This window comes from bacterium, from assembly GCA_019912885.1.
Taxonomy (GTDB): domain Bacteria; phylum Lernaellota; class Lernaellaia; order JACKCT01; family JACKCT01; genus JAIOHV01.
Genome location: JAIOHV010000090.1, coordinates 1 through 13,511 on the forward strand (window position 1 = coordinate 1; position 13,511 = coordinate 13,511).

Sequence of the window (13,511 nt, forward strand, 5' to 3'; positions counted from 1 at the left end):
CCACGTGGCGCACGCCCTTGGGCGGCGCGTTTTTCGGCGCGGGAATGACAAGCGACGCGCGCCCCCGATGCAATTCGCGCGCGCCGCCAAGGCCGGTGAGGATCGCAATAACGGCCACCGGCACGAGCGCGACGCGCGGCCCGAACCGCCGGAGAAAAAACGCGGTCAGCGCGGCGAAGACGGTTGCGAAAGCCGCGATCCCGGCGATTGCGCCCGGTTGCGAGCGCGTCACCTTCACATCGAACATCACGGCAGCGGCGCCGATCGCGGCGATGGGAAACGCCGCGACGAGCGCGCGGACCATTCCGCGCCAGCCGCTTCGCCAGGAATCGGAACCAAGACGCGACCCCGCTGCAAACGCGGCCACGCCGGCGAAAAACGCCGCGATAAGGATGGTCGGCTGTTCGGTCAGGCGATGCGGCGGCACGCCGGGATAAATGATGACGACCGCCATCGTCGCCGCGGCGATGGCGCCGCCGACCGCCCGGGCCGACAGGGCGGCGCGCGCGATCTTCGCCGGTAGGAGCGCGCTGACAAGGACGACAAGCAACGCAAACGCAAGCGCGAGTGTGCCGGTGACCGTCATGCCGCCGGCCGCCCGCGCGCCCGCGAGCTTGCGTCCGTGTTCGGATACGGCGGCAAACAGGTCGGCCGCGGCCGCGACAAGCGCGACGGAAAGGATCAGGAAGAGCGTTCCGGCCACGGCGCGCGATATTGTAAGCGGCGGCGTGGCGTGTGGCGTGGTATTCGGCATGGATTCGCGATCGTGACGGAGTGCCGCAAAGGCCGTAGCCCCGCTCGGAGTGCGCGTTGAATATCACGAAACGCGCGCGCGCGGAACGGCCCCGTCAGGTCTTGCCAAGCTGAAACGTCGCCTTCGACGACGTCTGCATCTCGCCGCTGTCCTCGTCCGAGCCGACGGTGCTGACCTCGCCGGACATCGATGAGCCGGACACCGTGAAACGGCCGTTCGAAACCATCTTCATTCCGCCCATTTCGGAGGTTGCGTTCATCTTGAGCGTGGAGCCTTCGAGCAGGTATTCGCTCGTTTCGTTCGTGCCGGGCAGGTCGGACAGCTCGGTGACGATCTCGACCTTGTACCGGTTGCCTTCAACGGGGGTGACCTTCACCGTTGCCGTGCCGTTTTTCGTGACGTCTTGCTCCATCATCGGGATCTTCACGTTCATCGAAACGGTGCCCTTGTATTCGCCCGCGACATTCGCGTCCTCGGCGAGCGCGGGCGCGGCAATAAGACAAATGGCGGTAAACAGAAAAAGCGCGCGGCGCGAAGTCAACATGGCGGCCTCCTTGCGGCCCGGCGCGCGCGTGAAAAAACACGCGGGCCGGGTGCGTTTTGAACCGACGTTCGGAAAGTTGGGCGTGCGTCAACGCTAGCAAACCGCGCGGCGGCGGGTCAACGCGCGCCGCGGTTGCGCCCAACGCGCCGGCGGCGATAAACTTTCGTCTCCTCGACAAGGAATCGCGCGCGCGGAAGTCACCCCGCGCCGGGAGAGGCCATGGCGACGCTCGTCGTGCAAAACGGCGCGAAGACCGGGCAGGCCTTCGAGCTGACAAAGCCGTCCGTTTCGATCGGATCGGCCGCGTCCTGCGACATCGTCATCCCGGACGGCGGCGTTATGGCCGAACACGCGACGATCTTCGTGCGCGGCGAAGGGCGCGCGTATCTTCGCAATCACGACGCCAACGCGCCGACCTACGTCAACGGCCGGCACGTGCCGTCGACCGCGCCGGTGAATGACGGCGCGACGATCCGCGCGGGCGATATCAACCTGCTTTTCACGAGCGCGGCCGTTGCGGATATCGACTCCCCGCCCGCGCCGGCGCCGCCCGTTTTCGACGCGGCGCCCGCCGAAAGACCCGGATCGGCGGCCGAGGCGCAGCACAACGCGATCCTCGACGTGCTCACCGAGCACGAGCAATCCGCGCGGGCGGAGAAGATAAAGCACACGTTTTTCTACAACCTCACGCCGGTGAAGCTGGCCATCGGCGGCGCGTCGCTGCTCGCGCTTGCCGTTGTCGGCGCGATGATCTTGCGCGCGATCGACCCGGAGGCGATCGCCGCGAAAAAGGGCATCGACAAGGAAAACTGGAAGGAACTGGTCGGCAAGGTCATGGACGATATGGAAAAGAACCCGGAGAAATACAAGGACTTTAAGGCCAAGGGCGACCCCGAAAAGGTGCTGATGAAACTCGGCATGGACCCGGAGAAGGTAAAGAATTTCGTCGTCGGCCGCGCGTTCGGGTCGGGCGCGGGCGGCGCGAGCGGCGGATCGAAAACCGGCTCGTCGTCGTCATCTTCAGCCGGCGGCGCGGGGCGCACGCTCGATATCGAGGGCGGCGGCAACGCATCGATCACCGTCAAGGACGGTGGCGGATCGGGTGGTGGCGAGTCGGAATCGTCCTCGCCGTCCGGAGGCGGAGGCGGCGGCATGGGCATCCGCGCCTCCGGCGACGGACAGGCGGACATGCACTTCGAGAACACCGCCGAGACGGATCAAAGTGAAAAGGTCGCGCAGGGCACGAAGATCGGCGACGAGTCCGCCAAGGGCGACGGCACGGGCGCGATCCCGAATATCCAGGGCAAGGGGCAGCTCAACGTCCACGACAAAAACCGCGCGAAGGGCAAGGACATTGCCATGCCCGAGGACGAGGGCGAAGGCGGCGATCTCGAGGAGGCGCTCGCGGGCAAGACGAAGGAGGCGACGAATCGCCGCCGCCGTCCCGCGCAGGCCGGCGAATCGTTCGCCGAGCCGGGCTGCCCGGCGGACGTGCTGCTCGCGCACCTTTCGCCGGACGCGCGCGCGGCGATCGCGCCCGCGCCGCTTGGCGGATTCGTGGTCGGATGGATCGAAGGCGCCGACGCCGCGTGGGCGCGCTGGTTTCCGAATGCAGGCGTCGCCGAAGATGCCCCAAACGGTCTCGATGCGCCGGCCGCGCGCGCGGCGATCGTCGAGCTTCCCGGCGGGCGCGGCGCGCGCGTCTTTGCGGACGAACGCGGTGTGATGGTTCGCCTCACGCAAGGCGACGAGTCGGAAACAATCGAAGTCAGCGACGAACCCGGAACGCACGCCGCGCCGGCGATCGCGTCCGCGGGTGACGGATTCGTCGTCGCCTGGGAGGCGACCGACCCGGCAACGGCGCGCACGTCGATGCGCTGGCGCGCATTCGCCACGGACGGCTCTCCGCGCGGCGACACGCGATCGTTCGCAATGGAGACCTTCCGCCAGGCCGGCCCGGCGCTCGCGTCAAACGACGACGGCCAGGTCGCTCTCGCATGGATCGAGCGCCCGCAATACGGGATCGAGGCGCGCGTGCGCGTACAGGTTCTTGCACCGGGCGGCGGGGCGATTTGCGACTATAAGTTACCAAGCATTAACAATAAATTTGTCGCGACAAAGGGGCATAAAAAATGAAGAAATCCGTGCTCATTATCGTTTTGATATTAAGCGGCGTCTCCGCTTTAATTGATTACGTCTGCGAACCGTACTCGAAAAAAAAAGCAAAAAGAAACTTCGAGGCTCAGGTGGCAATATTACCAGTGCCAGAAATTGAAGTTATTTCGCCAGCCAAAAACACTGTCTCATTTTCCGAACGGACCATTTTATCGGGACGGTTGACGCCAAAGATTGAGATGTCTGACTGGAGGTCAGAAATTTATCCAAGGATATATATTGACGATAAACCGATTTCGGTAAACAGCGACGGGCAGTTTAGCACGCTTATTGATACACCGAAAGAAAAAATATATCGTTTTGAGTTAATCGGCGTCTATTGCTTGCCAAACAATGTATTCAAACGCGGCGATTCTGGATGTAAATCAACGCGGGTTCAGCATGAAATTTATCGAAAATACACCGAGGAAGAGGGCAAACAAAAAGAGAGACAGAAAGAAGATGATTACCAAAAAGCGATTCTTCTTTTCAATCAAAAATCCTTCGACAAATCACTCCTGCTATTTTATCCAGGTTACAAAGACTCGGATAAATATATTGAAATCATCTTGAGGAGACAGGAGGAAGCAACAAAACGAAAAATGGAAGCATTTAAAAGAAAAGAAGAAGCTGAAAGAAGGCGGCAAGTAGCGGCAGAAAAAAGAGCGCAAGCTGCATTTGCTAGAACACGAGCGGGGCGTATATGTGCCAAAAATAAAGATTGGGACAAGATGACCTGCCTGCGCTTAGCTGATGACGAAATTTGGCTTGGCATGACAATTGGTATGCTTATCGCGCAACGAGGCCAGCCCGATTCGTATAACCCATCGAATTACGGCGACGGTGAACAACGCCAATATTGCTGGAACAATTGGACGCCGTCGTGCGTTTACGATGACAATCAAGACTACCGAATTGACGCCTACAATTAATTTTTACCTTTTCCGATCCGCGACGATCTCGTCGATCATCCCTTGCAGCGTTTCGGTGACGGCGTTGTAAACGCGGTCGACCTTCGCGTCGAACGAGCGGGCGCCGCGAATGATTTTCGCGGTGTCGATCGGGTCGCCAAAACGCGCGACGACCCTGGCCGGCAGCGGCAGATGGAACATCGGGCCGATCATGAGGCCCCACGGCGCGGCGATGGAGATCGGAAACACCTTCGAGCGCAGCGTCTTGTCGAGGCGCAGGATTTTCGCGAGCGTCTCGCCGCGCGTCAGCACGAAAAACGTTTCGTGGCCGCCCACGTGCGCGAGCGGCACGATCGGCGTTTTCGTTTCCACAGCGATGCGCGCGAATCCCTTGCGTCCCGCGAAGTCGATCCGGTGGCGGTCGCGATACGGCTTGAACGCGTCGTAGTCGCCTCCCGGATAAACGCCGAACTTGCCGCCGCGCGCGAGAATCTTGTGCGCGTTTTCGGGGCTTGCGCGAATCGCCCCCAGGCGCGGCAGCAACGCGCCGAGCACCGGCAGCTTCAGCACCGCCTCGTGCGCCATGAACCAGATCGGCTCCACGTTTCCAGGCCGGCCGTACCAGTGCTCGACGATGAGGAACGGGTCGAAAAACGTGATGCCGGAGTTGTGGTTGCCGACGATGATCGCGCGGCCTTCCGGGATCTTCTCGACACCGTAAACCCGCGAGCGAAAATACCACTTGCCCGGCCGGACGATCGGCATAAGGCGGCGCACAAAATCGAGATCGAAGTTTTCCAGGCTGTCGTGATCGACGCGGCCGGGGAAAATAATGGGAGCGGGCATGGGCAAAGCGTCGCGCCAAGGCGGGGCCGTGTCAATGAGGAATACCGAGTGCGGAGTGCGGAGTGCGGAGTGCGGAGTGCGGAATGAATCGCGGAACCGCAATTCGGCGGTACACCGAGGGCGCAGAGAAGGTACGGAGGACACGGAGGATCTCTTAAGGATTTGGAACCGCGACCGTGAGGGAGCGGGTACGAAAGAAATCGACGCTGATTGCTGATCGCTGAATGCTGACAGCTTTTTTTTGGGCACGGGCACGGGCACGCGGACAAGTGGTTGACGGCGATCGGGGAGTTGCCGACGATGCCGCTCATGATCGACATCAAATCCCTCGCGGCTTCGATCCGTGAACTCTCCGACAACGGGCTTTCGGAACTGCGTCACGAGCTTTTGACCAACCCGCGCGTCGCCCAAACGCTCGGCGGCGCGGTCAACCGCGTCGCGACCGCGAAGAGGCACTGGGACCGCAACGTGTCGCTCGCCATGTCCGCCGCGGGCATACCGAGCAAGAACGATTACGACCACCTGGCGACAAGCGCCCTCTCGCTCGCGCGCTCCATCGAACGCATCGAGGAGCGGCTTGACGAGATGCTGGTGCGCGTCGAGCGCCTCGCCCACGCGATCGACGCGAAAGACGCCCGCCGCTGATGCGCAAGATCGCGTTCGTCAACGAGAAGGGCGGCACCTGCAAGACGACGCTGGCCGTGAACATGGCGGCGTGGTTCGCGGGCAAGGGGCGGCGCGTGCTGCTTATCGACCTCGACCCGCAGGGGCAGTCGGGCAAGAGCCTCGGGATCGACGTGCGTAACGTCGAACGCACGAGCGCGGAGCTTCTGCTCGACGACGCGATGAGCGTTCCGGACGCCGCCGCGCCGACGCGCATCGAAGGGCTCGACATCATCGTGGCCAACAAGAACCTGACCGATTTCCCGACGAGCGCCGCGCCGCGCCAGGATCGCGCCGAGCTGCTTCGCAATAAACTGAAAGGCGTGCGCGGCTACGACATCGTCGTGTTCGATTCGCCGCCGTCGCTCGGGCTCGTGACGCTGAACGTGATGCTCGCGGCGAACGAGATCGTCATCCCCGTCAACCTCACGTATCTCGCGCTCGACGGCTGCGCCGAGATCGTGGAGACGGTGGAGACCGTCAAGGCGAACCACAACAAGCACAACCTGCGCATCTCGATGGTGGTGCCGGTGTTCTATCGCAATACGCGGCTCGCGAATGCGATCCTCGCCAAACTGCGCGAGCATTTCGCCGAACGCGTCTCGCAAACGGTGATCGGCTTCAACGTCACGATCGACGAGGCGCAAAGCCAGGGCCGCACGATCTGGGAATACGCGCCGAACTCCCGCGGCGCCGAATTGCTCGGCGCGCTCGCGCGGGAGATCGACGCGGCCTTAAATTGAAGATTGACGATTGCGGATCGAAGATTGCGGCAGTTGCGTCCCGTCGACGACGCGAGGGTTTCGGCGCACGCCTGATTTCGATTCACGAAACCGGACGCGATGCCTGAAGCAATCGGCAATCTTCAATCTTCGATCTTCAATCAAAGATAAATGATCGCCACGGTCGCGAGCGCGTACAAAAACGCGTTGATACGCATCGGCAGGTCCGAAAACAGAGCGCGCTCGATCGACATTTGCGCCTCTCCCTGATGGATGAGGTAGAGGTAGCGGAAGATGCCGTAGAGCACGAACGGCGCAGTGAGCGCGAGCTTGTTCGTGCCGAACTTGGCCACCGTCTCCGGAGAGATCGTGTAGAGCGTGTAGGCGATGAGAATCGCGCTCGTGATGACCGCGATCATCTGGTCGAGCAGATACGGATTGTAGTGCGCAAGGCTCGACCGGTGCCGCGCCGCCTCCTCGCCGAGCAGTTTGAAATCCAGCGAGCGCGCCGAAAGCCCGAGGAACAGGGAGAGCAGCATCGTGCAGATGAGAAGCCACGGGCTCATCGGCACGTCGATCACGACCGCTCCGGCGACAACGCGCAGCACGTAGTTCGCCGCGAGCGTGAAGACATCGACGATGACGATTCGCGTCAGGATCGTGCTGTAGAGGACGTGCGTCGCGACGAACGCCGCCGCGACGAAACCGAACGTGCGATCGAGCGCGAACGCGACCCAAAGGCCCACGGCCGTCAAGATCAGCGCGACGCCGACCGCGCTCGTGCCGCCAAGCTCCCGCATCGCGATCGGCCGCGTGCCCTTGAGCGGATGCACGCGGTCGCCCACCGCGTCGATGACGTCGTTGAATAGGTAGGACGCCGACGCCAAAAGGCAAAAGACGATAAACGCCGCCGCCGATTTCAAAAGCGGAAGCGGCGAACCCAGCTCCTGCGCGAACACCAGCGGCGCGAGCACGAGCAGGTTTTTCACCCAGTGTTTCGGGCGGACGCTGACATAGACGTGGCGGGCGAAGGTGGTCACGCGCGGGAGTGTAGTGCCCGACGCGCGGCGTCTCAAGCGGAGCCAGGAAAGAGGATTGAGGATTGAGGATTGAGGATCGAGGATCGAGGGCAACGGCGTGCATGACGTTGCATGCGCCAACGGGCACGCGGATAATCGAATCGACATCCGCGAGGTTCCCCATGCGAAGCATTCGCCGCGCGTTCGCGTGTTTCCCGATCACGGTTTTATCGTTTGTCGTCGCGCTTGCCGGATGCGGCGACGTGTCCGTCCGAGCGGGCGATCAAGTCGACGACTCCTCGCTCCCGGACGCTGAACCGGACGACACCTCAGACCCGGGCGACGACGACGACGCGGCGGCGGACGACGACGCATCGTTCGATGACGACGACCGCCCGGACGACGACGATGACAATGATGACGACGACGCTCCGGGGCGCGCGGATATCGTCCTTCCGCCCTACCCGTTTTGGCCGAACGATGCGTTCGTCATCGACGAGACGTTCATGGAGGATCTCGCCACGGCGTATTGCGCGGCGCACGGCGACGACACGAATGCGCAGGAATTTTTCCTCGGCGCGCTTCCGATGGATTCGTTTGACCTCGTGTTCGATTCCGGCGCACCCGCGACGCCCGAGACGTTGATGGGCGATCTATACATCTCCGGCTATTTCGGCGGCCTGTGGCTGCGCGACGTGCTCGCCGGCCCGGGCCAAAAGGCGCGCGGCGGCGATCCTTTCGCCGGATTGCGCCTTCCTTTCGATTGGATGGCGGGGTGGATCGCGGCCCGCCTGGACGACGCCGCGGGCGCGGGCGACGCCGGCGCGATCGAATCGGCACGCCGCCGGATCGGCGTCATGCTCGCGTTGTATGCATACAACCTCGGCTACCTGGAACAGATCATCGAGCATCCGCCGGCGGGCAGCGAGCCGCCGTCCGGCGCGCTCACGTGCGTGCCGGGACAACTTCTCGATTGCGTCGGTCCGGATTTGCCGTGGGCGTTTCTTGCGCGATACGACGACGCGATCATCAAGCTGCGCCTGCCGCTGAACGACGCATGGTCGGCGATGAACGCGCTGACGGAGAACGCGGCTTTTTTTGTCGAGCAGGGGCGCGCGGTGTGGGAGACGATCCCGCTCGACAACCTGACCGCCGGCGATTACGCGCGGCTTGTCGATCTGTCGATCGATTTTCTCCTCGCGTCCAAGGCCGCGGCGCTCGGCGCGATGACGGCTTATGCCGACGCGCGGCCGGCCGAGGCGCGGCATTCGTTGCGCGTCTCCGCGGGCATGGCGGCCTGGGGCGGAAGTTATTTTCTGGGTCTGGCGTCACCGGCGGATCGGAACGTTTTTCCCGTTTTGACCTGCCCCGATTGAACGCGCGTTCAAAATCACGTCAACAGATACGGCGCCTGGCCGAATCGCTCGTGGTGGAGTGTGGCGATTATTTCAACCTTTACGACTTCGGTTGCGAAAAATTCGCGAATTGGGGATATTTGGAAGCGGCAGCTTTCCTCATGAGTTTTCAGCGCGGAACCGATACGTAAAAATCATTATGATGAATGGGCTAACCCGAAATATCCGCAACCTGCTCGCCCGCCAGACCAAGCGGTCGATGATGCTCGTGCGCCATCGGATCGAGGGCGACGACCTCGCGGGCGGAGTGTTCACGCACGACAATTTCGGGCGAAACGTGTGCTTCACGTTCGACGACGGTCCGCGCCGCCATTTCACGGAAGAGACGGCGAATTGTCTCGGCGAGCTCGGTATTCGCGGCGCGTTTTTCGTGCAGGGGCGACGCTGCGAGAAATACCCGGAGATCGTGCGCAGGCTCGACGAGCTCGGGCACGTCATCGGCAACCACACGTATGACCATCCGAAGCTGCTGGAGCCGACGCCCGAGGTGCTGCGGGACCAGATCCTTCGCACGCAAAACATCGTCGATGAGATTCTCAAGGACCGCTATCCCGACGGGTATCCGCACCGCTATTTCCGCCCGCCGTACGGGCTTCCGTGGATGCGCGGCGGGGATCGCCACTCGCGCCGGATTGTGCGTTCGTTTCTTCGCGAGCACGGATTTCGGCTGGTGATGTGGCAAGTCGATTCCTCGGACTGGCGCTGGCCGGCGCCGGAGGAAATCGCGGCCACGGTGCGTCACCTGATTGTCGCGACGCAAGGCGGGGCGATTCTCTTTCACGATTCGCACGCCGCGCTGGTGCGCGCGCTCGAACAGATCGCCGGGGAACTCGTCAGCGACGGGTACCGGATCGTCCCGTTGACGGAACTGGAGCGGCGGCGCGATCAAAGCGGTTGGCTGATGCGCGGCAACGTGCTCGCGCGCCTCGGCTCGATCGCGGCCCTTCCGACGTCGATGTTTCTCGACGTCGTCTGATAATCTTCCGCGCTACAAATTCTCCCGCCAGATTCCCGCGGGCCGATAATCGCGTTCAAGCCATCCCGCATCGCGAAACCAGCGGATCGTGTCGCGCAGGCCCGCCTTCACGTCGGGATATTTGTAGGTATAACCCGCCGCCTTGCTCTTGTCGTTCGCGATCCAGTAGCTCGAAGCGACGTAGGTCGCGGAACCGACCTCGAAAACGCGCGGACGCGGCAGGCGAAACCGTTCCTCGAGCGCCCGCAGCATGCGCGCCGCCGCGACCATGAGCGGGCGAAGGACCGGCATCGGCACGAACGGAAGCGCAAGCGGCTTGCGCCCGACCAATAGCGCGATGTAGCGCAGGAATTCGTCGTACGAAATGACGCTGTCGTCCACCACGTTGTAGTCCTCGCCGATCGCCTCGCCGCGATCGGCGATCCACGCCGCGAATCCCGCGACATCCTCGACGTGCACGGAGGTCGTAATGTAATGGCGTGCGTCGACCGGAATCACCGGCAAGAACCCGCGCGCGATGGCGATAACGATGCCGCCGTGGCCGTAGTCGCTGCCCGGGCCGTACACCGGCGCGGGACGCACGACCGTGAGCGGCAATCCGCGCTCGCGATGTTCGGCCCACACCATCTGTTCCTGTTCAAACTTCGTTTGCGAATAGTCGTTGACGATGGGCGTTCCGGCGGGCCGCGTCGCTCCGATTGGCGTGGTTTTGGGCGACGGGCTTTCCTCGGTGAACGGCACGTTCGCCCAGCCTTGTGCGGCCGTATACGGCTTTCCGAACACGCCGCACGTGCTCCAGTGGACAAAGTGCCGCACCGGCTTTCCGCGCATGGCGTCAAGCAGGTTGCGCGTGCCGTCGATGTTGATTCTCCTCAGAATCTCCAGGCCCGCGGAGTAGTCGTACAGCGACGCGGTATGGAACACGCGCGCCACGTTTTTCTCGAAGATCGGCGCGAGCGTTTCCGGTTTTGTCAGGTCGCTTGGCGCGGCGACAAGATTCGGGTGCTCGCGGTCAAGACCGATTCGGTGGGCGACAAAGCGCGTCTTGGGATGCTCGATGGCGCGGGGAAGATCGGCCGCGATGACGCGCCGGCCTTGCGCCAGAAGGATGCGCGTCAGGTGCGCGCCGGTGAATCCGCACGCGCCGGTGACAAGATCGCATTCCCCGTCCTTCGGCGATTCGCTCGCGGCCATCAAAGAGTCAAGACCACCTTGCCGAACTGTTCGGCGGATTCGAGGTACGCGTGCGCCTCGCGGATCCGGGCCGCGTCGAACACGCGGTCGATGGATGCGCGCAGCTTGCCGCGATTCATCAGGCCGACGACCTCGTCCGTCTCCCGCGCGTTGCCCATGGTGCTGCCGAGCACGTCGATCTGCTTGGCGAAGATGCGCGTGATGTCCGCGGGCGGATTCGCGCCCGCCGTCGCCCCGCACGTGACCAGGCGTCCGCCGGGGCGCAGGGCCTTTAACGACGCGCTGTATGCGTCGCCGCCGGCGGAATCAACCACGACATCCACGCCGCGCCCGGCCGTCAGTTTGTACGCCCGGCGCGCGACATCTTCGGTCTTGTAATTGATCGCATCGGCCGCGCCGAATCCGCGCGCCTTTTCGAGCTTGCCGTCATCGGACGAGGTGACGATGACCCGCGCCGCGAACAGCGTCGCGATGTTCAGCGCCGCAAGCGCGAGTCCTCCGCCAATGCCGTGGATCAGCACGGTCTCGCCGGGGCGAAGACGCCCGCGCGTGATGAGCATGCGCCACGCGGTGAGAAACGTGAGGAACCCCGCGGCGGCGTCCTCGTACGACAGATCGTCCGCGATGCGCCGCGCCGCCAGGGCCGGGACGTTGACGCGGCCGGCGAAAAATCCGTTCACGTGTTCGCCGCGCATGCGGAACTGGCGGCACTGGCTCTGCTCGCCGGAAAGACACATGTCGCAGCGCCCGCAATTGTCGATGGCCGAAAGCACGACGCGCTCGCCGGACGCGAAATCGACGCCCTCGCCCACGGCGACCACCTCGCCCGCGGCGTCCGAGCCCATCACCATCGGCAGTTCGGGCGACAGGCCCGGCAGGCCGTTGCGAACCCAGATGTCCAGGTGATTGAGCGCGCCCGCCTTGATCGCCACCTGAATCTCGCCCGCTGCCGGCGCAGGCGGATCGTCGATATCGTCGACGCGGATGTTCTCCACGCCGCCGTGCGCGTGCAGCCGAATCGCCTTCATGCCTTCTTCCCTTCCGCGACCGTTTCCGCAAAGGCTTTCGCCAGACGTACCGCGTTGACGTCCGGCGCGGCCGTGCGCTCATCGCCCAGGTCCTTCACCTCGATCGCGCCGCCGGCCAGTTCGTTGTCGCCGATGACAAGCGCGAAGCGGCATCCCGCGCGGTCCGCGCGTTTGAGTTGTGCCTTCGGCCCGCGCCCGTCCAGCCCGACAAGGCACGAGACGCCTTCCTCGCGCAGGCGACGGGCTAGCCGAAATGCCGCGACGCGCGCCGCCTCGCCCATCGGCACGAGCATCACGTCCGCGTCGTTTGTGGCGCCCCGCGCTTCCATCGACATCAACTCGACCACGCGCTCGATGCCGATCGCGAATCCGATGCCCGCGATCGCCGGTCCGCCCAGCGCCTCGACAAGGCCGTCGTAGCGCCCGCCGCCGGCGATGGCGTTCTGGGCGCCGAGGCGGTCGGTCGTCACCTCGAACGCGGTGCGTGTGTAATAGTCGAGCCCGCGAACGATGCGCGGATTGACCGCGTACGCCACGCCCGCCGCGTCGAGATACGCCTTGACGCGCGCGAAGTGCTCCGCGCTCGCATCGTTCAGGTGATCAAGGATCGACGGCGCGTCGTAAGCGATCTGTCGATCCGTCGGATTTTTGCAATCCAGAATCCGCATCGGGTTCGTGCGCAGGCGCCGCTTGCAATCGTCGCAAAGCTCGGCCTCGCGCACGCCAAAATATTTGACGAGCGATTGTTTGTACGCCGCGCGGCTTTCGAGGTCGCCGATGCTGTTGATCTCGAGCGTCCCGGCGACGTTCACCGAGGCGAAGATGTCCATGAGCAGCGCGATAATCTCCGCGTCGAGCATCGGGTCTTCCGAGCCGAACGCCTCCACGCCGATCTGGTGGAACTGGCGGAACCGTCCCTTCTGCGGGCGTTCGTGCCGGAACATCGCGCCGCCGTAGAACCAGCGCGCCTGCGGCGCCGTGGCGTGCTGGCCGTTTTCGATGTACGCGCGCACGACGCCCGCGGTCCCCTCCGGACGCAAGCTCATCGCGCGCCCCTTCGAGTCGGCGAGCGTGAACATCTCCTTTTCGACGATATCCGTCGTCTGCCCGATGCCGCGCGCGAACAGTTCCGTGTATTCCATCTCGGGCAGACGGACTTCGCGAAAGCCATAGCGGCGGAACACCTCGCGCGCGGCGGTTTCAAGCCGCCAGAACAGCTCGGCGCGCTCGGGGAGAATATCCTGAAAGCCGGTGATGGCGCGGGTTGTCGTCATGCGGATTCGCT

General features: G+C 63.6%; 13 protein-coding genes. 6 read left to right on the plus strand and 7 right to left on the minus strand.

Translation table 11 applies throughout. The annotated features are described in order from the left end of the window. On the minus strand, positions 1–754 hold a 754-nt coding region (locus K8I61_07430), incomplete at its 3' end, for a hypothetical protein (GenBank protein ID MBZ0271853.1). A 94-nt stretch (positions 755–848) separates the two neighbouring features. Continuing rightward, on the minus strand, positions 849–1,298 hold the full coding sequence (locus tag K8I61_07435) for a hypothetical protein (GenBank protein MBZ0271854.1): 450 nt from the start codon (positions 1,296–1,298) through the stop codon (positions 849–851). 219 nt (positions 1,299–1,517) lie between these two features. Between K8I61_07435 and K8I61_07440 the strand changes: the two genes are divergently transcribed. Continuing rightward, on the plus strand, positions 1,518–3,434 hold the full coding sequence (locus K8I61_07440) for an FHA domain-containing protein (protein MBZ0271855.1): 1,917 nt from the start codon (positions 1,518–1,520) through the stop codon (positions 3,432–3,434). Next, positions 3,431–4,384, plus strand: a complete 954-nt coding sequence (locus tag K8I61_07445; GenBank protein ID MBZ0271856.1) for a hypothetical protein — start codon at positions 3,431–3,433, stop codon at positions 4,382–4,384. The genes K8I61_07440 and K8I61_07445 overlap by 4 nt, the downstream gene beginning before the upstream one ends. 3 nt (positions 4,385–4,387) lie before the next feature. Here K8I61_07445 and K8I61_07450 read toward each other — a convergent pair whose 3' ends face one another. Then, complete coding sequence (locus K8I61_07450; GenBank protein MBZ0271857.1) at positions 4,388–5,209, minus strand: acyltransferase family protein; 822 nt, start codon at positions 5,207–5,209, stop codon at positions 4,388–4,390. 300 nt (positions 5,210–5,509) lie between these two features. On the opposite strand from K8I61_07450, the gene K8I61_07455 reads away from it, so the two are divergent. Both K8I61_07455 and K8I61_07460 read left to right on the plus strand, forming a co-directional pair. Continuing rightward, positions 5,510–5,854 carry a hypothetical protein gene (locus K8I61_07455; protein ID MBZ0271858.1) on the plus strand — a complete coding sequence of 115 codons (345 nt, stop codon included), beginning with the start codon at positions 5,510–5,512 and terminating at the stop codon, positions 5,852–5,854. Beyond that, the gene (locus tag K8I61_07460) at positions 5,854–6,615 is read left to right on the plus strand and encodes a ParA family protein (GenBank protein ID MBZ0271859.1); all 762 of its coding nucleotides are present in this window, start codon (positions 5,854–5,856) and stop codon (positions 6,613–6,615) included. The genes K8I61_07455 and K8I61_07460 overlap by 1 nt, the downstream gene beginning before the upstream one ends. A gap of 140 nt (positions 6,616–6,755) precedes the next feature. On the opposite strand, the gene K8I61_07465 is transcribed toward K8I61_07460, so the two are convergent. Next, positions 6,756–7,634: a decaprenyl-phosphate phosphoribosyltransferase gene (locus tag K8I61_07465; GenBank protein MBZ0271860.1), complete on the minus strand. Its 879-nt coding sequence runs from the start codon at positions 7,632–7,634 to the stop codon at positions 6,756–6,758. A 161-nt stretch (positions 7,635–7,795) separates the two neighbouring features. On the opposite strand from K8I61_07465, the gene K8I61_07470 reads away from it, so the two are divergent. Further along, entirely contained in the window at positions 7,796–8,989 is a 1,194-nt protein-coding gene (locus K8I61_07470; GenBank protein ID MBZ0271861.1) for a hypothetical protein, read from the plus strand. A gap of 178 nt (positions 8,990–9,167) precedes the next feature. Further along, positions 9,168–10,004, plus strand: a complete 837-nt coding sequence (locus K8I61_07475; protein MBZ0271862.1) for a polysaccharide deacetylase family protein — start codon at positions 9,168–9,170, stop codon at positions 10,002–10,004. Between the two features lie 12 nt (positions 10,005–10,016). Here K8I61_07475 and K8I61_07480 read toward each other — a convergent pair whose 3' ends face one another. The 3 genes from K8I61_07480 to hisS are packed head-to-tail and all read right to left on the minus strand — an operon-like array spanning position 10,017 to position 13,500. Next, positions 10,017–11,198 (minus strand): NAD-dependent epimerase/dehydratase family protein, encoded by a 1,182-nt coding sequence (locus tag K8I61_07480; GenBank protein MBZ0271863.1) that lies wholly within the window; start codon positions 11,196–11,198, stop codon positions 10,017–10,019. Continuing rightward, positions 11,198–12,226: a zinc-binding dehydrogenase gene (locus K8I61_07485; protein MBZ0271864.1), complete on the minus strand. Its 1,029-nt coding sequence runs from the start codon at positions 12,224–12,226 to the stop codon at positions 11,198–11,200. The genes K8I61_07480 and K8I61_07485 overlap by 1 nt, the downstream gene beginning before the upstream one ends. After that, positions 12,223–13,500, minus strand: coding sequence for a histidine--tRNA ligase (gene hisS / locus K8I61_07490; protein ID MBZ0271865.1), 1,278 nt, complete (start codon positions 13,498–13,500; stop codon positions 12,223–12,225). Before hisS ends, K8I61_07485 begins: the two co-directional genes overlap by 4 nt. Positions 13,501–13,511: the final 11 nt, after the last annotated feature.

Excerpts from the sequence above, each read along its gene's own strand:
- K8I61_07435 (MBZ0271854.1), bottom strand. The coding sequence starts at position 1,298 with ATGTTGACTTCGCGCCGCGCGCTTTTTCTGTTTACCGCCATTTGTCTT.
- K8I61_07440 (MBZ0271855.1), top strand. The coding sequence starts at position 1,518 with ATGGCGACGCTCGTCGTGCAAAACGGCGCGAAGACCGGGCAGGCCTTC.
- K8I61_07445 (MBZ0271856.1), top strand. The coding sequence starts at position 3,431 with ATGAAGAAATCCGTGCTCATTATCGTTTTGATATTAAGCGGCGTCTCC.
- K8I61_07450 (MBZ0271857.1), bottom strand. The coding sequence starts at position 5,209 with ATGCCCGCTCCCATTATTTTCCCCGGCCGCGTCGATCACGACAGCCTG.
- K8I61_07455 (MBZ0271858.1), top strand. The coding sequence starts at position 5,510 with ATGCCGCTCATGATCGACATCAAATCCCTCGCGGCTTCGATCCGTGAA.
- K8I61_07460 (MBZ0271859.1), top strand. The coding sequence starts at position 5,854 with ATGCGCAAGATCGCGTTCGTCAACGAGAAGGGCGGCACCTGCAAGACG.
- K8I61_07470 (MBZ0271861.1), top strand. The coding sequence starts at position 7,796 with ATGCGAAGCATTCGCCGCGCGTTCGCGTGTTTCCCGATCACGGTTTTA.
- K8I61_07475 (MBZ0271862.1), top strand. The coding sequence starts at position 9,168 with ATGATGAATGGGCTAACCCGAAATATCCGCAACCTGCTCGCCCGCCAG.
- K8I61_07480 (MBZ0271863.1), bottom strand. The coding sequence starts at position 11,198 with ATGGCCGCGAGCGAATCGCCGAAGGACGGGGAATGCGATCTTGTCACC.
- K8I61_07485 (MBZ0271864.1), bottom strand. The coding sequence starts at position 12,226 with ATGAAGGCGATTCGGCTGCACGCGCACGGCGGCGTGGAGAACATCCGC.
- hisS (MBZ0271865.1), bottom strand. The coding sequence starts at position 13,500 with ATGACGACAACCCGCGCCATCACCGGCTTTCAGGATATTCTCCCCGAG.